This is a genomic window from Synechococcus sp. N26 (assembly GCF_900473975.1).
GTDB lineage: Bacteria > Cyanobacteriota > Cyanobacteriia > PCC-6307 > Cyanobiaceae > Parasynechococcus.
The window spans coordinates 110801-135703 of record NZ_UCNM01000007.1 but is presented as its reverse complement, the minus strand read 5'-3'; the positions used below and the strand labels follow the sequence as shown (position 1 = coordinate 135703).

Annotated in this window: 34 protein-coding genes; 16 read left to right on the top strand and 18 right to left on the bottom strand. The window is 60.8% G+C overall.

Going from position 1 to position 24903, the window contains the following annotated elements:
* The first annotated feature begins 23 nt into the window (after positions 1–23).
* Positions 24–1586, top strand: coding sequence for a SulP family inorganic anion transporter (locus DXY33_RS05310; RefSeq protein WP_115132045.1), 1563 nt, complete (start codon positions 24–26; stop codon positions 1584–1586).
* Here the strand turns inward: DXY33_RS05310 and DXY33_RS05305 are convergent.
* Positions 1565–1888, bottom strand: coding sequence for a hypothetical protein (locus DXY33_RS05305; RefSeq protein WP_115132044.1), 324 nt, complete (start codon positions 1886–1888; stop codon positions 1565–1567). The genes DXY33_RS05310 and DXY33_RS05305 overlap by 22 nt on opposite strands.
* Before the next feature lie 90 nt (positions 1889–1978).
* Between DXY33_RS05305 and DXY33_RS05300 the strand changes: the two genes are divergently transcribed.
* Genes DXY33_RS05300 through DXY33_RS05285 form a run of 4 tightly spaced genes read left to right on the top strand, consistent with a single transcriptional unit; the run spans position 1979 to position 5644 of the window.
* Positions 1979–3040 carry an amino acid ABC transporter substrate-binding protein gene (locus tag DXY33_RS05300; protein ID WP_115132244.1) on the top strand — a complete coding sequence of 354 codons (1062 nt, stop codon included), beginning with the start codon at positions 1979–1981 and terminating at the stop codon, positions 3038–3040.
* Positions 3040–3930, top strand: coding sequence for an ABC transporter permease subunit (locus tag DXY33_RS05295; RefSeq protein ID WP_115132043.1), 891 nt, complete (start codon positions 3040–3042; stop codon positions 3928–3930). The genes DXY33_RS05300 and DXY33_RS05295 overlap by 1 nt, the downstream gene beginning before the upstream one ends.
* A complete protein-coding gene (locus tag DXY33_RS05290; RefSeq protein ID WP_115132042.1) occupies positions 3930–4904 on the top strand; it encodes an amino acid ABC transporter permease in 975 nt (324 codons plus the stop codon). Before DXY33_RS05295 ends, DXY33_RS05290 begins: the two co-directional genes overlap by 1 nt.
* Positions 4901–5644 (top strand): amino acid ABC transporter ATP-binding protein, encoded by a 744-nt coding sequence (locus DXY33_RS05285; protein ID WP_115132041.1) that lies wholly within the window; start codon positions 4901–4903, stop codon positions 5642–5644. The genes DXY33_RS05290 and DXY33_RS05285 overlap by 4 nt, the downstream gene beginning before the upstream one ends.
* A gap of 27 nt (positions 5645–5671) precedes the next feature.
* Here DXY33_RS05285 and DXY33_RS05280 read toward each other — a convergent pair whose 3' ends face one another.
* The 3 genes from DXY33_RS05280 to DXY33_RS12605 form a co-directional block, all read right to left on the bottom strand.
* Entirely contained in the window at positions 5672–5983 is a 312-nt protein-coding gene (locus DXY33_RS05280; protein WP_170950954.1) for a hypothetical protein, read from the bottom strand.
* Between the two features lie 123 nt (positions 5984–6106).
* Positions 6107–6496 (bottom strand): AbrB family transcriptional regulator, encoded by a 390-nt coding sequence (locus DXY33_RS05275; protein WP_115132039.1) that lies wholly within the window; start codon positions 6494–6496, stop codon positions 6107–6109.
* A gap of 191 nt (positions 6497–6687) precedes the next feature.
* Positions 6688–6879, bottom strand: a complete 192-nt coding sequence (locus tag DXY33_RS12605) for a hypothetical protein (RefSeq protein WP_115132243.1) — start codon at positions 6877–6879, stop codon at positions 6688–6690.
* Between the two features lie 88 nt (positions 6880–6967).
* On the opposite strand from DXY33_RS12605, the gene DXY33_RS05265 reads away from it, so the two are divergent.
* Positions 6968–7882: an AEC family transporter gene (locus DXY33_RS05265; RefSeq protein WP_115132038.1), complete on the top strand. Its 915-nt coding sequence runs from the start codon at positions 6968–6970 to the stop codon at positions 7880–7882.
* On the opposite strand, the gene DXY33_RS05260 is transcribed toward DXY33_RS05265, so the two are convergent.
* Entirely contained in the window at positions 7873–8457 is a 585-nt protein-coding gene (locus tag DXY33_RS05260) for an alpha-ketoglutarate-dependent dioxygenase AlkB (RefSeq protein WP_115132037.1), read from the bottom strand. The genes DXY33_RS05265 and DXY33_RS05260 overlap by 10 nt on opposite strands.
* 59 nt (positions 8458–8516) lie before the next feature.
* On the opposite strand from DXY33_RS05260, the gene DXY33_RS05255 reads away from it, so the two are divergent.
* On the top strand, positions 8517–8834 hold the full coding sequence (locus DXY33_RS05255) for a hypothetical protein (protein WP_115132036.1): 318 nt from the start codon (positions 8517–8519) through the stop codon (positions 8832–8834).
* A 25-nt stretch (positions 8835–8859) separates the two neighbouring features.
* Here the strand turns inward: DXY33_RS05255 and DXY33_RS05250 are convergent, their stop codons facing one another.
* From DXY33_RS05250 to DXY33_RS05210, 9 genes are all read right to left on the bottom strand, one after another.
* Complete coding sequence (locus DXY33_RS05250; RefSeq protein WP_115132035.1) at positions 8860–9753, bottom strand: homoserine O-succinyltransferase; 894 nt, start codon at positions 9751–9753, stop codon at positions 8860–8862.
* A gap of 17 nt (positions 9754–9770) precedes the next feature.
* Complete coding sequence (locus tag DXY33_RS05245) at positions 9771–11096, bottom strand: O-acetylhomoserine aminocarboxypropyltransferase/cysteine synthase family protein (RefSeq protein ID WP_114988009.1); 1326 nt, start codon at positions 11094–11096, stop codon at positions 9771–9773.
* Positions 11097–11124: 28 nt separating this feature from the next.
* The gene (locus DXY33_RS05240) at positions 11125–11796 is read right to left on the bottom strand and encodes a hypothetical protein (RefSeq protein WP_114987875.1); all 672 of its coding nucleotides are present in this window, start codon (positions 11794–11796) and stop codon (positions 11125–11127) included.
* Positions 11797–11839: 43 nt separating this feature from the next.
* Positions 11840–12844, bottom strand: coding sequence for a lytic transglycosylase domain-containing protein (locus DXY33_RS05235; RefSeq protein ID WP_115132034.1), 1005 nt, complete (start codon positions 12842–12844; stop codon positions 11840–11842).
* Between the two features lie 39 nt (positions 12845–12883).
* The gene (locus DXY33_RS05230; RefSeq protein ID WP_115132033.1) at positions 12884–13459 is read right to left on the bottom strand and encodes a DOMON-like domain-containing protein; all 576 of its coding nucleotides are present in this window, start codon (positions 13457–13459) and stop codon (positions 12884–12886) included.
* Position 13460: 1 nt separating this feature from the next.
* Positions 13461–14591, bottom strand: coding sequence for a phosphotransferase enzyme family protein (locus DXY33_RS05225; RefSeq protein WP_170950953.1), 1131 nt, complete (start codon positions 14589–14591; stop codon positions 13461–13463).
* 70 nt (positions 14592–14661) lie between these two features.
* A complete protein-coding gene (locus DXY33_RS05220) occupies positions 14662–16176 on the bottom strand; it encodes a hypothetical protein (protein WP_115132032.1) in 1515 nt (504 codons plus the stop codon).
* A gap of 145 nt (positions 16177–16321) precedes the next feature.
* Positions 16322–16885 (bottom strand): glutathione S-transferase family protein, encoded by a 564-nt coding sequence (locus tag DXY33_RS05215; RefSeq protein ID WP_115132031.1) that lies wholly within the window; start codon positions 16883–16885, stop codon positions 16322–16324.
* 24 nt (positions 16886–16909) lie between these two features.
* A complete protein-coding gene (locus tag DXY33_RS05210; RefSeq protein ID WP_115132030.1) occupies positions 16910–17143 on the bottom strand; it encodes a hypothetical protein in 234 nt (77 codons plus the stop codon).
* 34 nt (positions 17144–17177) lie between these two features.
* Between DXY33_RS05210 and DXY33_RS05205 the strand changes: the two genes are divergently transcribed.
* On the top strand, positions 17178–17567 hold the full coding sequence (locus DXY33_RS05205) for a hypothetical protein (RefSeq protein ID WP_244275877.1): 390 nt from the start codon (positions 17178–17180) through the stop codon (positions 17565–17567).
* A gap of 32 nt (positions 17568–17599) precedes the next feature.
* Here the strand turns inward: DXY33_RS05205 and DXY33_RS05200 are convergent, their stop codons facing one another.
* A complete protein-coding gene (locus tag DXY33_RS05200) occupies positions 17600–18904 on the bottom strand; it encodes a Rieske 2Fe-2S domain-containing protein (protein WP_115132241.1) in 1305 nt (434 codons plus the stop codon).
* 179 nt (positions 18905–19083) lie between these two features.
* Between DXY33_RS05200 and stpA the strand changes: the two genes are divergently transcribed.
* The 5 genes from stpA (at position 19084) to DXY33_RS05175 (ending at position 22289) form a co-directional block, all read left to right on the top strand.
* Positions 19084–20292 carry a glucosylglycerol 3-phosphatase gene (gene stpA, locus DXY33_RS05195; RefSeq protein ID WP_115132029.1) on the top strand — a complete coding sequence of 403 codons (1209 nt, stop codon included), beginning with the start codon at positions 19084–19086 and terminating at the stop codon, positions 20290–20292.
* 75 nt (positions 20293–20367) lie between these two features.
* Positions 20368–21321, top strand: a complete 954-nt coding sequence (gene arsS / locus DXY33_RS05190) for an arsenosugar biosynthesis radical SAM (seleno)protein ArsS (protein WP_115132028.1) — start codon at positions 20368–20370, stop codon at positions 21319–21321.
* 48 nt (positions 21322–21369) lie between these two features.
* Entirely contained in the window at positions 21370–21585 is a 216-nt protein-coding gene (locus DXY33_RS05185; protein ID WP_244275875.1) for a DUF3721 domain-containing protein, read from the top strand.
* Between the two features lie 3 nt (positions 21586–21588).
* Positions 21589–21984, top strand: a complete 396-nt coding sequence (locus DXY33_RS05180) for a GLTT repeat protein (protein WP_045172888.1) — start codon at positions 21589–21591, stop codon at positions 21982–21984.
* A gap of 104 nt (positions 21985–22088) precedes the next feature.
* Entirely contained in the window at positions 22089–22289 is a 201-nt protein-coding gene (locus DXY33_RS05175) for a hypothetical protein (protein ID WP_115132026.1), read from the top strand.
* Positions 22290–22304: 15 nt separating this feature from the next.
* Here the strand turns inward: DXY33_RS05175 and DXY33_RS05170 are convergent, their stop codons facing one another.
* Positions 22305–22760 carry a Fur family transcriptional regulator gene (locus tag DXY33_RS05170; protein ID WP_115132025.1) on the bottom strand — a complete coding sequence of 152 codons (456 nt, stop codon included), beginning with the start codon at positions 22758–22760 and terminating at the stop codon, positions 22305–22307.
* 146 nt (positions 22761–22906) lie between these two features.
* On the opposite strand from DXY33_RS05170, the gene DXY33_RS05165 reads away from it, so the two are divergent.
* The 3 genes from DXY33_RS05165 to DXY33_RS05155 are packed head-to-tail and all read left to right on the top strand — an operon-like array spanning position 22907 to position 23890.
* Positions 22907–23173 (top strand): DUF3764 family protein, encoded by a 267-nt coding sequence (locus DXY33_RS05165; protein WP_114987863.1) that lies wholly within the window; start codon positions 22907–22909, stop codon positions 23171–23173.
* Positions 23173–23406, top strand: coding sequence for a TIGR02450 family Trp-rich protein (locus DXY33_RS05160; protein ID WP_115132024.1), 234 nt, complete (start codon positions 23173–23175; stop codon positions 23404–23406). Before DXY33_RS05165 ends, DXY33_RS05160 begins: the two co-directional genes overlap by 1 nt.
* A gap of 10 nt (positions 23407–23416) precedes the next feature.
* Positions 23417–23890: a hypothetical protein gene (locus DXY33_RS05155; protein WP_244275873.1), complete on the top strand. Its 474-nt coding sequence runs from the start codon at positions 23417–23419 to the stop codon at positions 23888–23890.
* A gap of 2 nt (positions 23891–23892) precedes the next feature.
* Here the strand turns inward: DXY33_RS05155 and DXY33_RS05150 are convergent, their stop codons facing one another.
* Both DXY33_RS05150 and DXY33_RS05145 read right to left on the bottom strand, forming a co-directional pair.
* Complete coding sequence (locus tag DXY33_RS05150) at positions 23893–24144, bottom strand: hypothetical protein (protein WP_114987861.1); 252 nt, start codon at positions 24142–24144, stop codon at positions 23893–23895.
* Between the two features lie 42 nt (positions 24145–24186).
* Positions 24187–24900: a putative 2OG-Fe(II) oxygenase gene (locus tag DXY33_RS05145; RefSeq protein WP_115132239.1), complete on the bottom strand. Its 714-nt coding sequence runs from the start codon at positions 24898–24900 to the stop codon at positions 24187–24189.
* Between the last annotated feature and the right edge of the window lie 3 nt (positions 24901–24903).

The following is a 24903-nucleotide window of genomic DNA, read 5'->3' as shown; positions in this document are numbered from 1 at the left end:
TCGCCCCTAATCGGCATCCTTTGATGGCCAAACGATCCAGCCCAACCCTGGTGAATCAGTGGTTGGCCAACCCCAGCAAAGATCTGCTCTCGGGTCTGGTGGTGGCTTTCGCGATGATTCCCGAGGCCATTGCCTTCTCGGGGATCGCTGGGGTGGACCCCAAGGTGGGCCTTTTTGGAGCCTTCTGCCTGTCGCTGACCATCGCCGTCGTGGGTGGTCGCATGGCCATGATCACCTCGGCCACGGGCTCCACGGCCCTGTTGATGACAGGCCTTGTGGCCACCGGTGAAGCCCGGGGGCCAGGCCTGGGGGTCCAGTACCTGATGGTGGCGGGGGTGGTGACGGGTCTGCTGCAGATCCTCTGGGGGTATCTGCGTCTTGCCTATCAGATGCGCTTTGTTCCCCAAGGGGTGCTGAGCGGCTTCGTTAATGCGCTGGCCTTGCTGATTTTTCAGGCCCAGCTGCCCCAGCTCGGTCTCAACCTTCACGCTGGAGATGGTGACCATGGGGCCTCATCGTTGCTCCCCCACGGTGGCCAGATCCCCGTCGTCTGGGGCTTGGTCCTGCTGGGCCTGGTGATCATCTATGGCCTTCCCCGGATCACCCGCGTGGTGCCTTCACAGCTGGTGGCCATCATTGTGCTGACCGCGATCAGTGTGGGATTCAGCTTTGACATCCCCACGGTCAGCAGCCTCGGCACCCTTCCTGCAGGTCTGCCTTCCTTCAGCCTTCCCTTCGGTGAAGGGGGCGTTCCTTTCAGCTTGGACACCCTTGGTTTGGTGCTCCCCACCGCCTTGGCCATCTCTTTGGTGGGTCTGATGGAAACCTTCCTGACCCAGGACATCCTCGACGACAAGACCGACACCACCACCAACAAAAACGTTGAGGCCCGGGGCCAAGGCATCGCCAACATCGTCTCCTCCCTCTTCGGTGGCATGGCCGGTTGTGCCCTGGTAGGTCAGTCCGTGATGAATGTGGACAACGGCGGCCGCACGCGACTGTCCACCCTGTTCTCGGGGGTGAGCCTGCTGGCGATGATCCTGCTGGCTGGGCCCTGGCTCAAGCAAATTCCGATGGCGGCTCTGGTGGCCGTGATGATCAGCATCGCTGTTAGCACCGCTGACATCAACGGTCTGCGCAACCTGCGTCGCATCCCCAAGAGCGACACCTCGGTGATGCTGATGACCTTTGCCGTCACCATGCTCACCACCCCGCACAACCTCGCCCTTGGCGTGTTGGCAGGCGTGGCGCTGGCAGGAATTCTGTTCAGCCGCAAGGTGGCCAAGGTGATTCAGGTGGAGGCCGTTGAGATCAGCGATCAGGAGCGTTTGTACCGGGTGCAGGGGCAGCTGTTTTTTGTGAGCAAGGTGTATTTCCTCCAGGGATTTGATCTTCACGACCATCCCGAGCGCATCACGATTGACCTCTCCCAAGCCCACATCTGGGACCAGAGCGGCGTGGCTGCACTGGATCAGGTCATCCGCAAATACCGCAGCGGTGGATCTGTTGTCAGCGTGATTGGCCTGAACGAGGAGAGCCTTGATCTGTTCGAGCGGATCGGTGGTCAGGAATCAGCCCATGCATGAGCCTCGGCTTGGTTGGCAAGACAGGCCCTGAGGTCTTGGCGCATCGCCATGAGCCGCTGCTGGATCTGCACGTCCTCAGGGTTGGTCTCCACGTACCGCTCGGTGACGTCGTTGCTGATGCTCATCAACGGGCAAAGGGTTTGAACATCACCGCCAGCCCGCTGCTGAGCACTCTCTAGAAGGAAGCCCAACAGCGCCATCTTGTTGTTGTAGGTCCCACGGTCGTGCTCGTCCCCCGCGACAGCACAGGGAGTCGCGCTTCCAGCGATCAGTCCGGCCAAAAGGCAGGCCCAGACCTTCATTGCAGCCAGGCTGATTGCCGTGAACGTAGGTCGGATGTGGGGGATGTGCTGGGGATCTGGGACAATCCCACCCGATCCGTATCAATGCTGATGTTCCGATCCAGTTCACGTGTTCTGATCGTTGCGTTGGCCGGGTTGTCCTCATTCCTGGCGTCCTGTGCGTCACTGGACAGCGCAGCTGGCTCGCGTCTGGATCTGGTCAAAGCGCGTGGTGAGGTGCTTTGTGGGGTGAGCGGCAAGATTCCAGGCTTCAGTTTTCTCAGTCCTGATGGTCGTTACACCGGCCTGGATGTCGACATCTGCCGTGCCATGGCTGCCGCTTTCGTTGGTGATGCCGAGAAGGTTCAATACCGGCCTTTAACCGCGCCCGAGCGGTTCACGGCCTTGCGATCGGGCGAGATCGATCTGTTGTCTCGGAACACCACCCACACCCTCAGCCGCGATGCGGTGGGGGGCAATGGGCTGCGCTTTGGACCTGTGGTTTTCCATGACGGACAGGGCTTGATGGTGAATGCCGTCAGCGGAGTGCGTTCGCTGGCTGACTTGAGCGGCAAGTCCATTTGCGTGGGATCGGGCACCACAACCGAGCAAAACCTCAACGACGCCTTCGCCTCCGAGGGGCTTCCCTACACACCGATCAAATATCAAGATCTCAATCAGGTGGTGGGCGGCTACCTCCAGGGGCGCTGTGCAGCCATGACGTCTGATCGCTCGCAACTGGCGGCGGCACGCTCAGGGTTCAGTGATCCCCAGGCGCATCTGATCCTCGACGACCGGATCAGCAAGGAGCCTCTGGCTCCAGCTGTGGTGGGTGGGGATCAGCCCATGGGTGATGCCATGACCTGGGTGATCAACGCTCTGATTGAAGCCGAGGAACGGGGCATCACCCAAGCCAATGTTGATGTGGTGGTGAAGCAAGCCGCAGCTGACCCCTCCCAGACCGCTCTTCGGCGTTTCCTGGGGGTGGACCCAGGTCTGGGTCGCAAACTCGGACTCGCCGATGACTTTGTTGTTCAGGTGATCCGTGCCACCGGCAATTACGGCGAGATCTACAACCGCCATCTCGGACCCGACAGTGCCGTGGCGATTCCCCGGGGGGCGAACCGGCTGGCCGGTGAAGGTGGTTTGATGATTTCCCCACCGTTCACCTGATGCGGCAGCGTCGTCTCCTGGTTCAGGTTGCCGTCGCCGCCGTACTGCTAGGCCTTGTGGCTCTGCTGGTTAACAATCTGGCGGTCAACCTGATTCGAACGGGCTTGGGACTGGGTTTTGGCTGGCTGGGCCGACCCGCTGGTTTTGCTCTGGCGGAAACAGCTCTCCCCTATGCCCCATCCGATAGCTACCTCTGGGCCCTGACCATTGGTTGGCTGAACAGCCTCAAGGTGATCGCGGCTGGCCTGGTCTTGGCCACCTGCCTGGGTGTGGCTGCCGGTGCAGCCCGCGGGAGCAACAACCGTCTGCTGCGCAGCCTGGCCGGAAGCTACGTGGCCTTGATTCGTCAGATTCCTCTGCTGCTGCAGTTGCTGTTCTGGTATTTCGTTGCCTTCCTTGGCCTTCCCTCGGTGCCGCTCGGTGGGTTGATCCGGCTTTCGAATCAGGGCATTCAGCTGTTGGGCCTGAACCTCAGCGTTGAATTTTGTGCGGTTCTTGTGGGGCTCACGGTGTTCACGGGTGCATCGATTGCTGAGATCGTGCGCGGTGGCATCAATGCGGTGCCACGGGGCCAGTGGGAGGCCTTCCGCAGCCTTGGGCTTGGAGAAGGGCTTGGGCTGCGTCGGATTGTGTTGCCTCAGGCCCTGCCGGCGATTCTTCCTGCGCTCACGAGCCAGTACCTCAATCTCGCCAAGAACAGCACCCTGGCCATTGCCGTGGGCTACGCCGATCTCTATGCCGTCAGTGACACCACCATCACCCAAACCGGTCGCGCCATTGAGGGCTTCCTGCTGCTGTTGCTCAGCTTTTTGCTGCTGAATTTGTTGATCAGCGGAGGCATGGCTGCCTTGAACCGTGCCGTGCTGGGTCGTCTGAGCAGGAGCCGCTGATGAACCGTTGGTTGGATCGTGGGATCACATTGCTGCTGCTGGCTCTGCTCGGATGGGCTGGCTGGTCCATGCTGCATTGGCTGCTGATGGCAGCCGACTGGTCTGTGGTGACCACCAATCTGCCGCTGTATGCGGTGGGCAGTTTCCCTGCGGATCAACGCTGGCGTCCGTTGTTGTGGATGGCAGCACTGATCACGCTGACGCTGCTGACCCTCGTTGGTCCGAAGCGTGGCTGGGTTCGCCGTTGGTTGCCGTTGGTCTGGATCGCGATGGCGCCGCTGGGGCTCTGGCTGTTGGCTGGAGGTTTGGGCCTGCTGCCGGTGGGGACACGCAGTTGGGGTGGTCTGACGCTCACGCTGCTGCTCACGGGAGGCAGTGGAGCTTTGGCGCTTCCGTTGGGGATCCTCCTGGCACTCGGCCGGCGCAGTGAGCTGCCGGTGCTGCGTTGGAGCAGCGCCGCCTACATCGAGTTGATGCGGGCTGTGCCCTTGATTGCGGTTCTGTTCTTTGGACAACTGCTGATCCCGTTGTTCCTGCCGCCAGGTCTTGAGATCAATCGGGTTCTGCGGGCGGTTGTGGCCTTCGCCTTGTTTGCAGCGGCCTACATAGCAGAGGATGTGCGCGGTGGTCTGCAGGCGATTCCGCCCACCCAGCGGGAAGCTGCAGCCGTGCTGGGGCTGTCGCCACGCCAAGTGCTGCAACTGGTGGTGCTGCCTCAGGCGCTACGGGTTGCACTTCCATCGCTCACCAATCAGGCGGTGGGTCTGCTGCAAAACACAAGCCTGATGGCCATTCTCGGTTTGGTGGAATTGCTGGGCATCAGCCGCAGCCTCTTGGCGAATCCGGCTTTCATCGGCCGCTATCTGGAGGTCTACCTCTGGCTTGCTGCGGTTTACTGGCTGGCGTGTACCGCCATGGCGCTGCTGGCCCGCCACCTGGAAGTTCAGCTTGACCCTGCCCGCTCCGCTTCATGACTGTCGCCATTCGTGCCACTGATCTGGTCAAGAGCTATTCCCAAGGGGTTCGAGCTCTCGATGGCGTCACCCTTGAGGTGAACAGCGGCGAAGTGCTGGTGGTGATGGGGCCTTCCGGCTCCGGCAAGAGCACGCTGATCCGTACGTTCAACGGTCTGGAGTCGTTGGATGGCGGCGCCTTGGATGTGCTGGGGGCTCGCTTGGACGCCACCCATGCAGAACGTCAGGTGCGGGAGATCCGCAAGCGCGTGGGGATGGTGTTTCAGCAGTTCAACCTTTTCCCTCACCTTTCCATCCTCGACAACATCACCCTTGCCCCAATCAAGGTGCAACAGCGTGCCAAGGCGGCTGCCGAGCAGCGGGCAATGGATCTCCTTGACCAGATGGGCATTCGCGAGCAGGCCCACAAGTACCCGGCGCAGCTCAGCGGTGGTCAGCAGCAGCGGGTGGCGATCGCCCGGGCTCTGGCCCTGGATCCTGAGGTGATGCTGTTCGATGAGCCCACCAGTGCCTTGGATCCGGAGCGGGTGAAGGAGGTGTTAGATGCGATGCGCCAGCTGGCGAAAGGCGGCATGACGATGGTGGTGGTCACCCACGAACTGGGCTTTGCCCGTGAGGTGGCGGATCGGGTGATGTTCATGGATCGGGGCCAGGTGGTGGAGACCTCCGATCCAGAGACCTTTTTCAGCAATGCCAGGGAGGAACGCAGCCGCAGGTTCCTCAATCAGATGCAGCACTGAACGGTTTGCCAAACCGTGTGAGGTGCTTCAGGCCGATTGTCGTTCTCTCCAAGCCTCAGTGGGCTTTCGGCTGTGCTTGTCCTGTGTTGAATTTTTGCTGACCGTCCGAGGTGTCGACTGCTTGCCCTGCCAACGGAAGTAGGCCGTCACGCAGATCAGCCAAAACGCCACAAAAGCAAGGGTCAGCGCCAGTCCGTGCATCCGAAAGAAGGTCAGCACGACATGGATGGATAGGGCGACTGAGCCCCCCAACAGAAACGTATTGCTTAGGAACGAAGCGACGGTTGCCTTGAAGGATTTCAACTCTGTCGCGCCAATCCGGCTCACATTACCGAGCAACAATTGTGATGCCAGCCCCAGTGTGGTTGCCTCAGGGCCTCGGTTGCATCGTTGCGCAAAAAAAGCCCCTCCGGGTAGGGGAGGGGCTGTATGGGATTCAGCTTGGGGTGATGGATCAGTTGATCACTCGTCAACCTGGTCGGCAGCTTCGCTGTGCTCCGCAGCTGCACCCGTAGGGATCAGACGGATGGCTTTCTTGCCGAGCTTGATTTCGAACTCGTCGCCGGGTTCGAGGTTCAGCATGGCGGTGTAAGCCTTGCCGATCAGCAGATTGCCATTGCCCTGAACTTTGGCGATGTAGCTCAGTTTGCGACCACCTTTGCCAATCGCAGCACCACCAATGCTCAGATTCACGCCCTTGGCCTCGAGCAGGGCCTCGTAGAACGCTGTGAAATTCAGGCGATCGCCACCATTTTTCTTGTCAGAGACGTATCCGCAAGCTCTCACCAGATCGGATTTGGAAACATCCCCAAGTTCTTTGACCTTGGCAAGCAGCTCGGAACCGGTCAGCATTTTAAATGCGTCTCAATGAATACATAGTTCCTAACTGGTTGGCTGGCTGGATGTCAATCAATCGAGCCGATATTGCCAAGGCTCAGTGCTTTGAAAGGTTTGTATCTAGGGATGCGTCTCTGTGGTCTGGCTTTTGAGACTGCCCTCCTGCGATGAAGCTTGCGGGCTGATGTTGAGGCGTCCTCAGTGGTTTAAACCTCAGCACTGTCTGAGGGTTCAGAAATGATCGTGTACTCGACACGATCATCATCAGAGCAGCAAAAATCCCCGTAGTAACGCTCGAGTTCATCGTAGGCAGCGTTGTAGCTGTCAAAGCACAGCCTTGTCAGCTGATCCTCTGATTGATCACTGCGCACGATGCGATGGCGTGAAGCTGGTTGCATCAGCAAAATCCACGCGGCCAATCAAAAGTCAGATTAAGCCTGGGGCTGAGGCCTCAGTCACCACAGCTTTCTAGGGTCGATTGATCTGATGGAGGTGTCCATTCTTCGGTTCTTGCTGGAGCTTGTGCCCTCCCTTCTGATTGGGTTCTGGGCTGGTCGTCGCCATGAAACCCTGTCCACTCGCTTGGCCGCACCGCTGGTCAGGTTCGGTGTGCCGATCAGTGTGATGGGCCTGCTGTTGAAGGGTGGCCTCAGCGGCGACATGTTGCAGGCCGCAGGCCTTGCGGTGTTTGCCATGGGTCTTGTTCTGCTGGGGGCCGCGCGCCTGCCGGGATTGGCTGAGCTGGCGTCTCCCACGCTGCGGCTTGGCAGCTGCACTGGAAACACGGCCTATTTCGGGGTTCCTCTTGCCCTGGCTTTCCTCCCCGATGAGGCTCTGCCCATCAGCATTGGCTACGATCTCGGGGCGACTCTGCTGGTCTGGAGCCTGGGACCGCTGCTGATCGAGGGGCAGGTGGATGGTCCCCAACGATTGCGAGGGTTGCTGAGCAGCGTTGCTGGGAGTCCGGCAACCCGCGGCCTCATCGGAGCTTTGCTGGTTCAGGCGACCCCATGGTCTGCATCGGTGGCCGATGCGCTGTGGTGGCCTTCGCGATGCGTGATTGTGCTGGCTCTGATGGTGGTGGGCATGCGCCTGGGCAGCATTCATCGCCAGGGCATTGCTCCGGAGGCACGTCCTCTGCAGCTGCTGAAGCCACTGGTGGCCAAGCTGCTGCTCTACCCGTTGCTGCTTTGGCTTCTGGCGTCTCTGCTGCAGTTCAAGTCTTTGATGGTTCAGGCGGTTGCTCTGCAAGGAGCCGCGCCGACGGCAATCTCTCTTTTGCTCATCGCAGAATCAGTGGGTGCTGATCAGGAGCGGGCCGCAGGGCTGGTGTTTTGGAGCACCTTGCTGGCCTTAATCACAGCGCCTGCATGGGGTGTGCTGCTGCGATCTCAGTTCTGAAAACGGCGAAAGGTGAGGTTGATGCGGGTGCTCTGCACTTTGCGCCGCTGAGGAACACTGTGCATCCATCGGCTCTGACAGCCCGGGTGCATCACCAGAAGGTCACCATCGGCCAACGGCAGAGACTTTTTTAAGTGTGCAGTTTTGCGGTGGCGGAGCTGAAAATCCCGCGTTGCCCCGAGTGAAAGGGAGGCAATCGGAGCCCGCTGATCAATTTCCGGTTCGTCATCGGCGTGCCAACCCATGCGGTCATCGCCATGGCGATACCAATTCAGCAGGCATCCGTTGAAGTTGGTTTCACAGGCTTCATTCACCTGGTGCAGCAATGGCTTGAACCATGCAGGCCAGCCATCACCGGTGTGCATGGCACCGCTGTAGCGGTAGTGAATTCCTTCATTGGCAAGAAACACCGTCATTCGCGGGACCGGGTGGCGCTTGCCATAGACCTGAACCACGGGCTGCTCCCACTGAAGCTGGTGTTCAAGCTGTGTTTGCCAGTGCCTGGCAAGCTCTGGCTTCAGCCAACCCCCATGCAGGGACCAGTCCGTTTCAGCTGCAGCTGGATGGATGGTCATTCGTGACGTCGGATGACGAGGTCGGTTCGTTCCCGAGACTGTCCCATACATTCGTTGGCATGGGAGCCCGAATAACCCAAGACGAATTCCTCAAGCGAGCCGTGCAGCGCTTCGGTGATCAATTCGATTACAGCTTGATCCGCTGGCGCAGTTACAAGAGTCCTGTTCAAATCCGTTGCAACGCCCATCCGGTTCAACCGATCACGATTACACCGGAAAAGCATCTGCAAACCCTGGGTGGATGCCGTCATTGCCTTCGCGAGAGACGCATCGCCTCGCTGGAGCGGGAACTCAATCGCAAATCCGCTGAGCGTCCAGATGCCATCGCTCAGGAGCCTTCGGCCAATCTGGAACCCACTCCGAAACGACACGGTTAAGGGGTGCTGCTGCAACCAAGCCTGATCAGGCCTTGAGGCTGACCCGCTGATAGCAGAACCAGAGCCACTGCTGGAACAGAAGGTTCCGGTGGGAGCGCCAGAGGGTCTGGGGTTTGGCCGCATCGAAATTTTCGGGCGGCGGAACATCTCCCCGGGCTCGGTCGCGTTCCATTTCTCCGAGGATCCGCCCCACGTTGTATTCGGGGTGGCCGAGGTGCATCAGCTGCCGCTGATCCGGTGTCTCGAAAATGGTGTAGCCCACCTGTTCGCCATGGGCGAGCAAGCGAAGACGTCCGTCCCGTTCGGCGGCTTCCATCGCGGCATCCGGCAGCCCGGCATGTCGGCTTTGGGGGCAGACGAAATGGTCGTCCTGGGTTCCCATCAATGGATGCCCCGGGACAAGGCTGCGCATCGGGTAGATCCCGAACAGCTTCTGCTGGAAGGCCACCTTGTCGACGCCCGCAAGGTAGGCGAGGGCGAAACCGGCCCAGCACAGTCCGAGGGTGCTGGCACAGGTGCTGCGCGCTTCCTCAATCAACTGGACCAGTTCGTTCCAGTAACTGACCTGTTCAAAGGGCAGGTGTTCCACGGGGGCACCGGTGATGATCAAGCCATCCAGAGGACCCTGGGACAAGGCTTTATCCCAGCTCACATAGAGCTGGTCGAGATGGTTCTGATCCCAGCTCTTGTAGGCGTGGGAGTTGAGGCGAATCCATATCGGTTCGATCTGCAGAACCGATAGGCCCAGCGGATGCAGCAGGTTGAACTCGTACTGCTTGCCCAGCGGCATGATGTTCAAGATGCCGATCCGCAGGGGCCGGATGTCCTGGCGTTCAGCCTGTTCGGGCTCAATCCAGGAAATCCGGTTGCGTTCAACCTCCGCGATTTTGTGGTAACTGCCAGGAAGGATCAGCGCCATGGAAGCTGGGACGTCATTCAGCTGAGAACGGCGAGGGCCTGTTCGAAGTCGGCCTTGATGTCGTCGATGTGCTCGAGTCCGACGGAGACCCGCACCATCGTGGGGGTCACGCCAGCTGAAGCTTGTTCCGCCTCACTGAGTTGTTGGTGGGTCGTGGACGCGGGGTGAATCACCAGCGTTTTGGCATCGCCCACGTTGGCGAGGTGGCTGGCCAGCTTGAGGCTGTCGATGAAGCGAACCGCATCGTCGTAGCCACCGTTGAGGGAGAACATCAGCATGCATCCCATGCCACGGCCTGTCAGGTATTTCTTCGCGGCAGCGTTGTAAGGATCACTGGCCAGACCGGGATAGCTCACATGGGCGATGGCGGGATGGTCCTGCAGCCAGGTGGCCAGGGCCATGGCGTTTTCGGTGTGGCGCTCAACGCGCAGGCTTAGAGTTTCTAGGCCCTGCAGCAGCAGGAAGCTGTTGAACGGACTGACGGCCGGCCCCCAATCCCGCAGGCCCTCCACCCGGGCCCGCAGGGCGAAGGCGATGTTGCGGTCATCGGGCAAGCCCAGCATTTTGCAGACGTCACTGCCGAAGCCAAAGGCATCCCAGTGCACCAAGCCGTGATAAGCCGCGCTGGGCTGGCTCATCAACGGGAACTTGCCGTTGCCCCAGTTGAAGGTGCCGGCGTCCACGATCACGCCCCCCAGGCTGGTGCCGTGGCCCCCGATCCACTTGGTCGCACTTTCAACAACCACATCAGCGCCGTGGTCAATTGGTCGCAGCAGAGCTCCACAGGCTCCCAGGGTGTTGTCGACGATCAAGGGGATGCCTTTCTCTTTGGCAAGCGCTGAAAGACCCTCAAAGTCGGGGATGTTGAAGCGGGGATTTCCCATCGCTTCCACGTAGAGCGCCTTGGTGTTGTCGTCGATTTGCGCTGCAAAGCTCGCGACGTCGTCGCCTTCGGCAAAGCGCACGTCGATTCCCAAGCGCGGGAACTGCACTTTGAACTGGTTGTAGGTGCCGCCGTACAGGTAAGACGTTGAAACGAAGTTGTCTCCCGCCTGCATGCAGTTGGTGATCGCCAGGAACTGAGCCGACTGGCCTGAGGCTGTCGCCAATGCGGCCACCCCGCCTTCAAGGGCGGCGACGCGTTTTTCAAACACGTCGGTGGTGGGGTTCATCAGGCGGGTGTAGATGTTCCCGAACTCCTTCAGACCGAAGAGGTTGGCTCCGTGTTCGGCGTCATTGAAGACGTAGGAGCTGGTCTGATAGATGGGAACCGCCCGCGCATTGGTTGCACTATCCGGGGACTGCCCAGCGTGCAGCTGCAGGGTCTCGAAGCGGTGAGACATGGTCTTCGGCGGGGCTACTGCCCCAGTTCTAGTCGTCAGAGAGCTCGGGTTTGTCGGTTTCCGCCAAAGAAGGGAATGTGTTGCGGATCACCTCTTGAATGTCGCGGTGCGCTTCGCTGCGGAATCCAGCCACGCCATCAGCGCTGAGCAGGGGATAGGTGCGATCACTCGCATCCACCTCGCGCAGATGCTTCCAGCGGTTGCTGCTGTCTTCTGCTTTCAGCGCAATCAGGGGCGCCTGGAAGTCGTAGGCCTTGGTGTTGCCGAGAGCAGCCACTTGGGCCGTGAGCTTTTCACGCACAGGGCTGAGGGCTTTGGCTTTCAACGTGTCGGGCAAGCCGAGCACGGGTTCGTAATGGTCGAGCAAACGGAGTTCAGCCTCCAGCAGCACCGGCCATGCTCCGCGCTCACCGTCGCCAAGCCCCATCCCCGCCTCGGCTTCGGTCATCGCATCGAGATGGAAGCGCAGCCAGCGGTAGTAAGTCTTGTCTTTGATTGATTTCTTGGCGGCGGCCCGTCCGGTCACAATCGCCGGCAGAGCTTTTTCGGCTTTGCGCAGGAATAGGCGATCCTCACGCTCCAAATTCATGGCCCCCCAGCGTTGCCGGTATTCCCAGAGCTCGACGTAGCGAGCCACATCAGCCTCGGACCAGCCGAGACCCTTCAGTTCATCACCGCGATGGGAGGTTTCCTTGGACACCCGTTTCCTGGTTCATGCCAGGTCTCAGCGTAGGTGTCGATGCTCACCCGTTTGGTGATCTGCTGGCTGGGTTGGCCTGCAGATGCTGCTCAACCGTGATGCGCTGCGGTTGGTTGTAACCCACCGGTAGCCAGAGATCACCGGCCGCTGCATTGAAGTGGATCTCCCAGTGATACAGGCCGGTGTAGGCCGCGGGGTCCTCCTTCATCAGTGAGGCGTAGAGCAGCACGGCGCGGCCGTAGTAATCGCTGTTGTTGTAGCCCCAGAGGCCGAGGCGAATGTCCTGCAGTCCGCCCCGCCTCACCAGGTAACGCGCTGCTGCCTGGATGGCGTCGTGGGGGTCGCGGATGTTCCCGGCGCCAATGCCGGGTTCGGCCCAGGTGGTGGGCAGGAACTGCATCGGGCCCTGGGCATTGGCCACGGAGATGCCATCGATGCGTCCCATGCCGGTTTCCACGAGGTTCACGGCCGCTAGAACCTCCCATTCGATCCCTGTCGCTGCCTCGGCCTTGCGGTAATAGCTGAGCAGATTTGCCGCTGGTTCGGGCTGGATGATCCGCCAGGCGGGGAGCATCGTCGGTCCACGGCCGCGGCTCATGCGAACGAATTCACGCCGTGCTGCCAGGTGGCGTTCGGCCACGCTGCGCCAGCGCGGGGGTAACGCGTCAACGACCTGCTGAGATCTCGGTTGGTCGGTCGACAAGACCCGATAGATCACCTGTTGTTGGTGGCCGAGATTGGGCAGGGCCTCGGCCGCTGTGGCGGGATCCCTCAGCGCCTGTTCAACGGCCGCCAGCAGTGTTGCCAGCTTGGCTGGCTCAGCGGGCACAAGGGGGTACTGCCGGCCGTCCTTGGTTTTCGGTTGGCTGGCCTGGGCAGGAAGCAGCACAGGTGATTTCACCCCTGGCTCAGTCACCCCTGGCTTGGTGACAGCCTGCTTTGAAAGAACCGATTCGGCTGCGGCTTGCGGCTGTTTTGGTCTCAGCCACAGCCCGCTCAGCAGGCTTGCCGTGATGGCCGAGACAACAAGCACATTGCGGCTGCGCATGGTGGGGCAGGGGCGCTTTGTCGACCCTACCGGTGAGGTTCAGGCGGCAAGAAAGGTGCTGCGGTCGTGAAAGTCGGCCTTGGAGCCGTGGCGGAGGGCCCAATGGCTCAGCCCCTCCTGTCCACGGTCGATCACGGCCGTCAATGCCAGGTCTGGGCAGACGTCTGGTCTCCACCAGGGCTCCAATGCAATCCGGGCATCGAGCCGCAGTTGGTGCAACCCGCGTTGCAGCCGCACCGTTGGGGGTGTGCTCAGCTCCTGTTGCGTTTGTTCACTGCGGTAGCCATCGAAGCGATAGAGCGCCCAATCGCCATTGGCAGCCAGATTCACTTCCCAATAACGCTGCTCTCCGGGGGCAGCGATGAATGCTTCGAAGCAGGTGGTGGTCCAGAGCTCATCTTTGCGCTGCCCCTGTTGGGGCCCGTCGTTTAGTTCCTCCGGCAGCTTCAGGACGCCAATGCCCTTGGCCGCGCGGGCCAGAACCCCGTAGCTGAGTTCCAGCCAACCCTCGCGCCTCCACACCAGTTCCGCGCTGATCTGGACCCCCGCTGGAATGGACCGTTCAAAGGGAATCAGGCGGCAGGCCTGACGCAGCATCACGGCAGAACGCGCCATCTCAGAGGCTTGGACTTGGCTGCTGCTTCAGCCGCACAACCAGTTGCTCCAGGGCGTTGAACTGTTGCTCCACCGCTTCGGTGAGACGGAACTGCACCAGGGCCCGTTGCAGGTTATGCCCAGGTCGATCGCAGCGGAAATACACATCGCCCTCCAAATGATCCGTGAGAAAGCGCAGGCCAAGCTCGAGGGGGATCAGGCGGATGCAGTGGGGCAGATAGTGCAGGTCCCAGTCACTCAGGAACCCACCAGCAACGGAGAGGTAGCCCGTGAGGATCGCTTCACAGAGCGCCATGTCGAAGCTCACATCGTCGAGGCAGAGGGTTTCCTCACCGGCTGGATTGCAGCAGGAGCGCACACAGTCGCCGATGTCGTAGTGAACGAGCCCCGGTTTGACGGTGTCCAGATCGATCAGACTGATCGCCTGGCCGCTGGCCTCATCGATCATCACGTTGTTGATCTTGGGGTCCCCATGGATGGGGCGTTGATGGAGTTCACCGCGGCTGAGCGCTGCTTCCAGCACATCGACGCCCTGGCGACGTGCCTCGATGAACGCACAGGCGTCACGTTCTGCAGGCCCTAGGCGGTCTGTGGCTTTGGCGACCGCATCGAAGTGTTGGAGGTAGGCCGGCGTGACGTGGAAATTCTCGAGGGTGTCCGCCAGTTGATTGATGGGCAGATCGCTGATCAGGTGATGGAACATTCCTAGCCCGTAGCCCACTTCCTGGGCATGGGCACTGTCCCGGATGACATCGCTGGTGGTCGCTGCGCCGATGTACGTGATCGAGCGCCAGAACTCTCCGTTGTGTTCGATCCAGGGGGAGGCCTCTCGCCGACAGGGAACCACCTTGGGCACTTCCCAGCGCCGCCCCTTCAGTTGTGGGGGTGGAGAGGCGAGACGACGTTCCATGTGGTCGCCCAGGGCCTGCAGGTTCTGCATCACCAGGTCAGGCCGATCGAACACGTTTGTGTTCAGGCGTTGCATGACGAAGGCGCCGTCCTCGCCCTCGTGGGTCACGAGGAACGTTTCGTTGACGTTGCCCGAACCAAGGGAACGAATGGCTTTGATCCCCTCGCGAGGATGGAAGCGATCGGCGATGGCTTCCAGGGCCTCGGTCATGAACAGTCGCATGGGTCTCAGATGGCACCTTGCCGTTCTTCCGGTGCTCTGCCCCGTTCAGGTGTGCAGAACCACAGCCGACTCAGGCATCGAGCTGGCTTTCGATCACATCCATGAGCTCCAGGTAGGCCGGTGCCCCGGTCTCACCGTTCTCGTTCAGGGCCATTTTGCTGCCCATGGCCTGATTGGCGTTGTCGGCAATCACGGCATTCACCACCAGTTCGAGGGCTTTGGGAACATCGAGGTTCTGAAGTGCCTCGGCGTAGCGACGGCTGTGGCTGGGCCGCACGGATTCCTGGCAGTAGCTGGAGAGTTCACGGCTTTCCGTCATCACCCGGTAGGCGGTCTCCTTCACGCCTGCCCGCCCGTAAATCGCCATGTACAGCAGGTTCACCATCGAGGCGTCGTTGGCTGGGATGGCGTACTTGCGGGCGATCTGTGGCCAGTACCGCAGGGATTTGAGCCCCTCCAGTCCGCCTTTGCGCAGGCCTGCGGCTTCACACCACTTCTCCAACTCCTCCATGGAATGGGGGCAGCGGCCTTGATCGCGCATCGCCTCGGCCATCACTTGCCCGGCCTGGAAGTTGCGGGTTGGGCTGCCGGAGACCGGCAGCATCATGCTGCCGCGCACATCGGCCACCATCGCCGTGAGTTGGCTGAAGGTGTGGTCCCGCACCCGCTCAAAGTCGCCATCGCGCACCAGGGTGGATTCAATTCTGGGGACGGCGTAGCCCAGTTCCGTCAGGGGAAAGGGCTGCCGGTGGTACAGCCGTTGACGGTCGGGTCGTGCCATCGACACGGTGGCCGCCTGGTCCAGGCACTGGTTCAGCAGCAGGGTCAGCAGCGTTGGCAACACCCCGGGGTTGTCCTGATGGAAGCCATAGCCGAAGCCGGCGAACACCGAGGCCATGTTTTTGGCGGCCTTGATGAACTGCCCCTCAACGTTGTGAACACCGGCGGAGACCTGGATGTTCGGGGACAGCTGATCCATCAGTTGGGCCCCCAACATGGCCGTCAGGGCATTGGGATGGCAGAAGTTGGCGGTGAAGCTGTCGAAGGGGTTGCGCAGAGCCCCATGGCGGTGGAAGCCGGAGAAGAAGGCGAGCTCGGGTTGTTGTTCGCACAGCACATAGGCGCTGTTGCTGATCGGGTCATGGCTGAAGGATCCCGCCAGGCAGGCCAGCACCACCTGCTCCCGATGGAGCTCCTTGCGCAGGCGGCAGGCTTCCTGGAGGTCTTCTTCGATGTGGTTGCTGTTGGCGCTGAGCACCACAAGCTCGCAGCGCTGGATCAGATCGCTCAGGGTGTTGGCAACCAGCTCACCTCCGATGCGGTGGCCGCCCATGTTGAGCACGGTCTCCACGTGCTCATCGTCCATCGTTGCAATTGTCTTCTGGGGGAAGGCTCCCAGAAGGTCCCGGCCGGGACGAGGGGCCAGCAGCAGACGACCTTTGGCGTTCTGCATGGCGCAGTTGTAGGCCAGCGAGGCGGGATAAAGCCCAACGCTGTAGAACCCCACCTTGCCGGTCGAGAGCTCCTGCACGCGCCGACGGATTGCGCCGGCGTCGAGGCTCTGATCGAAGAAGGAATTGCGCATGCCGGCAAGACTAAGCAGCTTTCCCGATGGGACTGCTCAAAGCAGACAGACGCCAGTCCCTTGGGTGATGCGGAGTTGGAAGCATCGAGCAAGGCAGGAAATTTAATGAAAGAAAGACGTGAAAATCCAACGGCAATTGAATGATTCAAAGGCCCATGATTGTTCTGTAATTCGGGTTGGATCGTGTTCGCTCATTGAGAGCTTGGATTTCGGGATAAGCCGAGAGATCTTCGTTGGGATAGAAAATAGGGATATAGCCGAGGTATGCATTGACTGCGCAGTCTGCTGCGGTCCAGGCATCCCCCACTAAAAACTGTTTCTTGGTGTAGATATCATTCAGGCTTGCCATCAGTCGGGGAAACTCCCGTTCCTTGTTTGAGGGAACGAACAAGGCGATAGCTAAAGTCGAGTTTGCAAAAAGAATCCACTGGCTGATCGAAGCACGTGTTGCGGCGTCATGGACTTCGTTGGCGTAATTCTCAGATAAATACTGAAGAATGGCGCCCGACTCAAACAGCACCAAGCCATTGGTGTCGTCTTTGAGGGCGGGCAATTTGCCGAAAGGATTCACTTCCAGGTAGCTCGCTGCAAGGTTTTGACGAGCTGCCAGGTCAATTTTGACGTATTCGTAAGAAATTCCTTTTTCTGCCAAGTACCATTTCGGCATCGAAACACGGGTCTTGGGGCCTCCGTAGAGATAAAGCGTCATCCCTGGTCTTTAATTTCATCCATTTTATCTCTTGGGATTGACCGGTGTCGTTGTTGCGTGGTGCAAGCTCTGGTCGGGTTTGATATCAATGTTGCCTTCCTTGTTGGATGCCTTGTTGGACGCATTGATGGGGATCCCGTTGTGCTGGACATGTGAAATGTCAATCCTTTGCGTCGGCGTACAAGCAAAAAACATCTGGTCGACAGCGGCCTGATGTGGCTGGGCGGGCGTTATCACGGGCAGGACCGGTTCAAACACGCTGTAATGCGCTCAAACCATTGCCTGTAGGCCTGTGACCAGCAGTGATCTGCTGATGGCGTACCGCTGGCCTGCAGCGGTTGTGTTGTCCAGCCTGGTACTGGCGGTCACGGCCGCCAAGCTGTTGAGTCGGCCCATTCCCATCGCGATCAAGGGCGGATTGCAGGTCGACAAGTTGGTGCTTCCGCCCAGTGTCACCATCCGCTCCGATACGGCTTTACCTGTTGTGGTTCAGGAGCAGGTCACCATTGGTGGCGCTGCGCCCCTGGCGATCGAAGGCCCGGTGACCATCAGCGAAATGCCCCTCTGGCGGTTGAAGGAGCTGTGTCCGTCACAGCTGAAGACCCGCTTGCGGTACGGGCAGACGTGTCTGTCGACAACAAAGTCACCATCGGCGGCAAGGTCGACATCCAGGGCAAGGTGAAGCCGAGCTTGCTTCCTGTTCCGGGGCTCTGATCAGCGGTTGCGGGGGGGCGCGCCGTTGCCAATCGTCAGCCCCTGCTCCCAGCGGTTGAGTTGACGCAGTGCGAGGGCCGCCGATGCGGCGGTGACCAAGCCGGTGCCGCTCCAGCCGCTGCCCTGCTGGATGCCCACAAGCACGGCGGATCCCCAGAGCAGGGCCCAGGCCCAGGGGCGGGCCGCACGAATCCGCTTCAGCGCCGACGAGCAGCTGCGGCAATGGATGGTGTGGCTGTTGTATCGATCCATCAGCGCCGAAGTGCTTTGCCGTGGAGGCAGGGGTTGGCCTGCAAAGGGCTCACCGCCGTTGGCGTTCAACCAGCGATGCAGCGCTGCCACGTAGACGTCTGCCGTTGTGGGCATGAAAAAACTGCGTTCCACGGCGGGGCTGCCGCCGGCTCGCTCCAGCACCCGCTCCTGCCAGTGCAGGAAAACCTGATCGTCTTCCAGCACCTTGTGATTGCCGATGTGTTGCAACCAGCGGGGCCTTAATCCGATCAGCAGCCGTGGGACGGCGGATTGGAACTGGAAAGGAAAGCGGGCGAAGAGGCGGCACTCGCCGCGGCGAATCGGAACGGCGTAAACCACCGTGAGAATTCGCCCGAAGCCCTTGGCGGTGAGGTCATGCCACATCAGCTGCGGGGCATGAAAGGTGGTGGATTGGGCGCCGAGTTTGCCCCGACGCGGCCCCTCCTCCCAGTGGGCCGTGAAGCCGCTGGCGTCTTCCCCCGTGATGGAAGCTTTCACCGGCGCGGCGTTCTCCCGTTTGCCGACGGTCTTGTGGTGGGTGAAGGGAACGTGGCTCACATCCAGCACGTTCTCCAGCAGGGTCACGGCATCCATCGGCAGGTCCCGTAAGGTGTCCTGCACCGTCCAGCTGTCGGGGTTGTCCTCCAGGGCTGGCACCAGGGGGAGCTGACTGGGGTCCGCGGCATCGGGTGCCCCCATCCAGACGAACAGCAGCCCCTGTCCCGTGGCAGTGGGAAGGCTGGCGCAGCGGGACCGACGGTTGTTGGGCTGGGTGTTCTCGAGCGCCTGCGGCACGCGTTGGCACTGGCCACCACCTTCGAAACTCCAACCGTGATAAGGGCATTCCAGCAGCCCTTCCTCGTTGATCCGCCCTTCGCTGAGAGGCACCAAACGATGGGGGCAGACGTCCGGAAAGACCCGCCAGCGCGATGCGGCGCGATCCCACCAGATCACCAGATCCCGTTCCAGCAGGGTGAACCGGCTCGGCTGTTTGGGGTCGAGGTCCTGCACATAGCTGATCGGCCACCACTGTTCGGTCCAGGTGGGGTGCATGGCAGGAGCATCAAGGCCGTCATGTTCGCTGGCCGGATGGCTTGGCTGCGGTGTTTCGCTTGTCATCCATGCTTCTGAGTGCCTCCCCCACTGGACTTCTTACGGGTTTGGCACTAATCAGTTGCGCGATGAAAGTGCACTGCTGCTCCGTCGGCTGCAGAGACCTCCCCTGAACCTCGATGCCCCGTTTGACGCCCGACCAGTTGCTGCAGGAGCTCACCGGTGCTGAGGATCTGTTGATCGTGCAGGACCTGGACGGCGTCTGCATGCAACTGGTGAAGGATCCACTGACGCGGCGAATGGATCTGTCCTATATGGATGCGGTCGCCGTCTTGGATGGTCAATTCGCTGTGTTGACCAACGGTGAGCACGAAGGGCGGCGCGGGGTGAACCGCCTCGTGGAGCAGGCCCTCGGGGCCCCCGACCTTGCCAAACGTGAGGGCCGTTATCTGCCAGGCCTGGCGGCTGGAGGGGTGCAGCTGCAGGATCGCTATGGCGACTTGAGCCACCCCGGGGTCTCGCCGGCGGAAATGGCTTTTCTCGCTGCAGCCCCCACCCGAATGGAAGCTCTCCTAATGGAGCGATTGCCGGGCCTGTTGCCGCAGGTGGGTGTGGATGATCTGGCTCAGGTGGCCAACGCTGCGGTGTTGGACACCCAGGTTTCACCCACCATCAATCTCAACGGGATTTTTGAACTCGTCCCGGCTGATGTCACCACTCAGCAGGCCCTGCAGACGATGCTCTCGGAGCTGATGCATCAGCTGCTTGCTGAGGCTGCCGACCAGGGCCTGAAGGAATCGTTCTTCCTGCATGTGGCTCCCAACCTGGGCCGTGATGCGCAAGGTCAGGAACGGATCAAGCCCGCTGCTGCAGGTGATGTGGGAACCACCGACATTCAATTCATGCTCACCGGGTCCATCAAGGAGGCCGGCCTCCTTGTGCTGCTCAATCAGCACATCCAGCGCCGTTGGGGTGAATCTCCTTTGGGTGAGACGTTCAATGTGCGAACGGCTCCCCACAAGCCCGAAGCGCTGTTGGCGTTGGTGCAGCAGCGCATCCCCGCGGAACGGATGCCGTTGCTGGTGGGTGTGGGAGACACGGTCACATCCACGGCATCGGCTGATGGCACGGGCTGGTTGCGGGGTGGAAGTGATCGCGGTTTCCTCAACCTGCTGCAGGAACTCGGTGCCTGGTGCGGTCAGCCCAATCGGGTTGTTCTTGTTGACAGCAGCCATGGAGAAGTGGATCGCCCCAGCCATGCCGATGGCAGCTTGCAGGGCATCACCGATCCGGAGGATCCCCTGCGGATCGACGCGCTCATGCCCGATGGCCCGGAGCAATACATCGCCTGGTTCCGTCAGCTTGCTGAGCGTCGCCGGGTGGGTTGATCAGCTGCTCAGCAGCGGGAGCATCCGTCTCTTTCGCCAGGACATGTTCTGTCTGGAAGAATCAGCCTCATCCGCGTGGAGCCGGTGGCTGTTGTTAAGACCGTTTTCCCGCCCCTGAAGCGCGGACAGCTCACAACGTTGCAGGTCAATCTCGGCTACCGCTGCAACCAGAGTTGTGCCCACTGCCATGTCAATGCCGGGCCCACCCGCACCGAGATGATGAGTGCGGATCTGCTGGCGTTGATTCCGCAGATCCTTGAACGGCATTCCATCTCCTGCCTCGATCTCACGGGGGGAGCACCGGAGTTGCACCCCGGTTTTCGCGCTTTGGTGCGCCAGGCACGCTCTCGCGGCACCGCCGTGATTGACCGCTGCAATCTCACGATCCTCAGCGAACCCGGCCAGGACGACTTGGCTGAATTCCTGGCGGAGCAGGGCGTTTGCATCACCGCCTCCCTGCCCTGTTACAGCGCCGAGAACGTTGACCAACAGAGGGGCGATGGCGTGTTTGAGCGCAGCATCAGCGGACTGCGACAGCTCAATGCCCTGGGCTATGGAACGGGTGATCCAAACCGGCAGCTGGATCTCGTTTACAACCCGCTGGGTCCGGTGTTGCCTCCTCCCCAGCAAGCCTTGGAGGCGGATTACAAGAAGGTCTTGGGCGGGTTGGGGATTCGCTTCGATCGTCTGCTCACGTTGGCGAACATGCCCATCCAACGTTTCGCCAAGCAACTGGAACGCAGTGGCGACTTGCAGCGTTATCAGACTCTTCTCGAGGAAGCACACAACCCGGACAATCTGGGGGCGGTGATGTGCCGTGAGCTGATCAGTGTGGATTGGCAGGGTTATCTCTACGACTGTGATTTCAATCAGCAGCTCGGCCTGTCCTGCCCCGGGGAGGTGCGTCACCTTCGCGATCTGATCCGCCTTGAGGCCGTTCCCCTGGAACAGCCCATCCACACCGCCCCGCATTGTTTTGGCTGCACCGCTGGCGCCGGCTCAAGTTGTGGCGGCGCACTTCAGGGCTGATCAGCGCGTTATGGGCATAGTGGGTGGATCTGCGAAGAGGCCATCCCGTTGCAACGCATCTGTTTTGCTGTCGCCGCGTTGATTCTCACGGCAACAACGGCCATGGCCGGATCCCACGGCAAGCCCAAGCAGGCAATGTTCAAAACGCAGGCTGAAGCCGAGGCGGCGGCCCCAGGTTTTGGCTGTACGGGGGCTCACCAGATGGGCGAGATGTGGATGGTCTGCGACAAGCACGGTGATGCGGATCACCAGGGAGCCCACTGATCAATGACTGAAGGCGGGCATTGCGGCAGCAAGCCGAAGCGGATCGCGATCGGCGTGGCTCCCCTCGGCACCATCTCCATCGGCATCGTGCCGATGGGGGTGATCTGCATCGGTGTGGTGCCGATGGGTGTGGTTTCGATTGGTGTGGTCGCGATGGGCGTGATCAATGCCGCCATCGTCGGGATGGGATTGGTGGCGGTTGGTGTGAACACCATGGGAGTGATCACGGCCGGCCCGATGAGCATGGGCTTGATTCAGATCCGCTCCACCACCAACCCCCGCTATCTGGCCTATCCCAGTCGCGAAGAGGCGGAGGAACAGGCGCGCCAATTGGGTTGTGAGGGTGTGCATCGCATGGGCGATCGCTATTGGATGCCCTGCAACGAGCATCCTCAGTAAGCAGCCCGCGGCTTTGCTTCACAAAAGCTTCGGAAGACTTCTGTTGCTCAAGCCTTTTCAGTGGCTGTGCTGCTGGCTTCAGTGTGCGAAACAGGGCGCATCTGATGTCACCATCGTCGCCACGCCAACGTCTTCAAACCCTGCTCAGTGCCCGATGGTTTGAGATGGGTGAAGTGTCATTGATGCATCACCGCCAGGTTCAGATCTTGCTGAACACTTTGAGACGGGAAAAGGAACTGGTGTCCGTTCAGCTGATCGAGCTTCTGGTGGCTGATCTCTATGACAAGGAATTTCGCGCCGAATGATTCAGGTGTTGCGATCTATACCTGACATTTGGGGCAGATCGCACGCACGTTCAGGCTCGACTCAATCAACTGAAAACCAACATGGGCAGCGGCGGCAGCTCCTGCTGCCAGCACGGGTTCACTTTCGAATTCCTCAGTACGGCCGCAGCGGATGCACACCACATGGTGATGTTGGCGGTGATCGTCAACGGCGAGCTCAAAGCGTCGACCCCCTTCACTGAGCTCCAGTTCCTGGAGCAGACCCATATCGGCCAGCAGGCGCAGGGTGCGATACACCGTTGCCAGAGACACCTTCATCTCAAGGGCCGCCAGCTGCTGGTGCACCTCTTCGGCACTGAGGTGGCAGCCGGACCCACAGCGCTCGAACAGCTCAAGAACCCGTTTGCGCTGCGGGGTCAGACGGCGACCGTCCTGATGCAGCTCCTGCTGCAGGGTGGTGTCCGTTGCGGCAGGCGCGGAGGACGATGTCACAGCTTCTCCTCGCTCATTCTCAAGAGTAGGCCTTAATGAGAGTGCTGTCTTGCCCTCAGGATCAGGCCCCTCGTCGGATCCCAACGGTCGCCGATGAGGACGATGAACGTTGGTGATAGCGTCCGCCGACGTTGTTGTTCTGGTCGATGGAAACCCACGTCCTCACCTTCACCATCACCAAGTCATTTGCCGAATGGGTCGCCACCTATGACGCATCCCTGCCGCTTCAGAAAATCGCTGGCATCACCTCGCTCTACCGGGGTGTCAGCAAGGACGACCCCAGCAAGGTCTGCGCAGTGATGCAAGCCGCTCCCGGGGTGATGGAACAATTCATCGCCGACAACACCGACATGATCGCGGCTTCGGGGCACGTGATTGAGAGCACCGTGAGTCAGGTGTTCGTCGCCAGCTGATGGCCTGGCGTCCTGCCCGGGCCTGGACCAGCCAGCGCCCGGTGGCCGGTTACCGCCATTTCGAGCTGATCACGCAAGGCGGGCGTGGTCCGCAGCGATGGGTTGAGTTGGCGGCTGTGCTGGCTCCGTCGCATCGCGAGCGGGTGCTCTGGAGTGAGCTCAAGGATCCAACCCGCTGGAGCAGCGGCTGGCAGTCCATTCCGGAGAGCGATGAGGATTCTTCAACTCAGTGATCCACACCTGGTGGCCGCTGATCTGTTGGTGCAAGGCGTGAGAGTGCTGCTGCTGAGTAGCCATCGGGTGGGTTCAGCCGCTGGTGCCCTTGGCTCGCTTCAGCTCCAGTGGCTGGCGCAGCGCCTGCGTTGTTCGGAGCGCCGTGATCTGCCCCTGGTGGTCGCCCTTCACCATCCACCGATCGCCATCGGTGATGCCGGCATGGATGCGATCAGCCTCCTCGATCAGGCAGGTCATGAGGAGCTGTTGCGTCCTCATCGGGCCCTGCGGGCGTTGCTGTTTGGACACATCCATCAGCATTGGCAGGGGGCCTGGGCCACGCGGCCTGACGTGCTGCTGCTCGGATGCCCCTCCACCCTCTGCAGTTTCAAGGCGGTGCAGCCCTGCCCCCTGGATCGCGCCGATAACCCGGGGGGAAGGCTGCTCGATCTGACGCCAGATGGAGCCGTTCAGTACCGGGTGCTGCGCTGGAGCAGCATCTGAATTCAGCCCATTCCCTTCTGCGACTCGCGGAAGGCCTTGAGTTTGTCGATGTCCTTCTCTTCGTCGATGGAATAGTCCGTCAGGATCAAGGCCTTGCCGATGGTCCCGAGGGCGTACTCGATCCGGTCGAGATCGCGGCGTCCATCGTCATCCAGTCGAGCTGCTCGAATCACCTCAGGGCGCAGCTGGTCGGCCAGCTGCTCCAGCGCCGCTGCAATCGCTTTGGCCTGTTGGAGCGGCGCGGAGTCACCCATGAATCCTGAACAGATGCAATCGGACGACTCTGACAGTTCTCCTCAGAATCCTTTGGCCGTGGGTCGCTGACTCGAGAGCGAGACGTTGCCCAGAGGTTGTTGCTGCGGGGCGTGCTGCTGCATCGCTGTGGGCGCAACACCGGGGGCCGCCACCACATTGAATGCCAGCGACCAGCGTTCCCCGTCCCCGCGGAAGGGCATCACCGAATGGGGTTGCCAGGCCGGGAACACATAGAACTCACCGGGCACAGGCAGCACGTAGTGCGCCATGCCGGTGCGGAATGACTGAATGTGCCAGTCCTCCGGGCCGTGGAAGCAGAGTTGGCCATCAAAACTGTTGGCGGTGATCTGCGGTGGCACTTTCAGAAAGATCACTCCGGAGAAGCTGCCGCCATGGGTGTGGGTGGGGTTGTAGTCACCGGCGGTTTGGCAATTGAGCCAGAGATCAATCATCTGCAGGCGGTAGCGACCGGGAACCCAGGGGCCGCGACCCTGGGGAGGCTGACGGTCCATCACATGGCGGATCCAGCGATCACAGGCCGGCAGCAGGTGGTTGTTGCTGAGCTCCTGCACGCCGGGTTGATCAGGCCTCAATTCGCGCTGCTGACGCAATTGACCCGCCAGCTTCGCTGATGCATCGGGGCTGGACTCGGGATGGGCGAGCACGCTTTCGCTCAGCGCAGTCAGCTGTTGGAGCAGAGGACCCGGAAGGGTGCCCCGAAGGATGGAGCGGGGAAACAGATCGAGAACTTCCACCAA

What these genes read in the sequence shown, in the direction of transcription:
- DXY33_RS05310 (WP_115132045.1), top strand. Translation starts at nt 24, where the DNA reads ATGGCCAAACGATCCAGCCCAACCCTGGTGAATCAGTGGTTGGCCAAC.
- DXY33_RS05305 (WP_115132044.1), bottom strand. Translation starts at nt 1,888, where the DNA reads ATGAAGGTCTGGGCCTGCCTTTTGGCCGGACTGATCGCTGGAAGCGCG.
- DXY33_RS05300 (WP_115132244.1), top strand. Translation starts at nt 1,979, where the DNA reads ATGTTCCGATCCAGTTCACGTGTTCTGATCGTTGCGTTGGCCGGGTTG.
- DXY33_RS05295 (WP_115132043.1), top strand. Translation starts at nt 3,040, where the DNA reads ATGCGGCAGCGTCGTCTCCTGGTTCAGGTTGCCGTCGCCGCCGTACTG.
- DXY33_RS05290 (WP_115132042.1), top strand. Translation starts at nt 3,930, where the DNA reads ATGAACCGTTGGTTGGATCGTGGGATCACATTGCTGCTGCTGGCTCTG.
- DXY33_RS05285 (WP_115132041.1), top strand. Translation starts at nt 4,901, where the DNA reads ATGACTGTCGCCATTCGTGCCACTGATCTGGTCAAGAGCTATTCCCAA.
- DXY33_RS05275 (WP_115132039.1), bottom strand. Translation starts at nt 6,496, where the DNA reads ATGCTGACCGGTTCCGAGCTGCTTGCCAAGGTCAAAGAACTTGGGGAT.
- DXY33_RS12605 (WP_115132243.1), bottom strand. Translation starts at nt 6,879, where the DNA reads ATGCAACCAGCTTCACGCCATCGCATCGTGCGCAGTGATCAATCAGAG.
- DXY33_RS05265 (WP_115132038.1), top strand. Translation starts at nt 6,968, where the DNA reads ATGGAGGTGTCCATTCTTCGGTTCTTGCTGGAGCTTGTGCCCTCCCTT.
- DXY33_RS05260 (WP_115132037.1), bottom strand. Translation starts at nt 8,457, where the DNA reads ATGACCATCCATCCAGCTGCAGCTGAAACGGACTGGTCCCTGCATGGG.
- DXY33_RS05255 (WP_115132036.1), top strand. Translation starts at nt 8,517, where the DNA reads ATGGGAGCCCGAATAACCCAAGACGAATTCCTCAAGCGAGCCGTGCAG.
- DXY33_RS05250 (WP_115132035.1), bottom strand. Translation starts at nt 9,753, where the DNA reads ATGGCGCTGATCCTTCCTGGCAGTTACCACAAAATCGCGGAGGTTGAA.
- DXY33_RS05245 (WP_114988009.1), bottom strand. Translation starts at nt 11,096, where the DNA reads ATGTCTCACCGCTTCGAGACCCTGCAGCTGCACGCTGGGCAGTCCCCG.
- DXY33_RS05235 (WP_115132034.1), bottom strand. Translation starts at nt 12,844, where the DNA reads ATGCGCAGCCGCAATGTGCTTGTTGTCTCGGCCATCACGGCAAGCCTG.
- DXY33_RS05230 (WP_115132033.1), bottom strand. Translation starts at nt 13,459, where the DNA reads ATGGCGCGTTCTGCCGTGATGCTGCGTCAGGCCTGCCGCCTGATTCCC.
- DXY33_RS05225 (WP_170950953.1), bottom strand. Translation starts at nt 14,591, where the DNA reads ATGCGACTGTTCATGACCGAGGCCCTGGAAGCCATCGCCGATCGCTTC.
- DXY33_RS05220 (WP_115132032.1), bottom strand. Translation starts at nt 16,176, where the DNA reads ATGCGCAATTCCTTCTTCGATCAGAGCCTCGACGCCGGCGCAATCCGT.
- DXY33_RS05215 (WP_115132031.1), bottom strand. Translation starts at nt 16,885, where the DNA reads ATGACGCTTTATCTCTACGGAGGCCCCAAGACCCGTGTTTCGATGCCG.
- DXY33_RS05200 (WP_115132241.1), bottom strand. Translation starts at nt 18,904, where the DNA reads ATGCACCCCACCTGGACCGAACAGTGGTGGCCGATCAGCTATGTGCAG.
- stpA (WP_115132029.1), top strand. Translation starts at nt 19,084, where the DNA reads ATGCCCCGTTTGACGCCCGACCAGTTGCTGCAGGAGCTCACCGGTGCT.
- DXY33_RS05180 (WP_045172888.1), top strand. Translation starts at nt 21,589, where the DNA reads ATGACTGAAGGCGGGCATTGCGGCAGCAAGCCGAAGCGGATCGCGATC.
- DXY33_RS05175 (WP_115132026.1), top strand. Translation starts at nt 22,089, where the DNA reads ATGTCACCATCGTCGCCACGCCAACGTCTTCAAACCCTGCTCAGTGCC.
- DXY33_RS05165 (WP_114987863.1), top strand. Translation starts at nt 22,907, where the DNA reads ATGGAAACCCACGTCCTCACCTTCACCATCACCAAGTCATTTGCCGAA.
- DXY33_RS05160 (WP_115132024.1), top strand. Translation starts at nt 23,173, where the DNA reads ATGGCCTGGCGTCCTGCCCGGGCCTGGACCAGCCAGCGCCCGGTGGCC.
- DXY33_RS05150 (WP_114987861.1), bottom strand. Translation starts at nt 24,144, where the DNA reads ATGGGTGACTCCGCGCCGCTCCAACAGGCCAAAGCGATTGCAGCGGCG.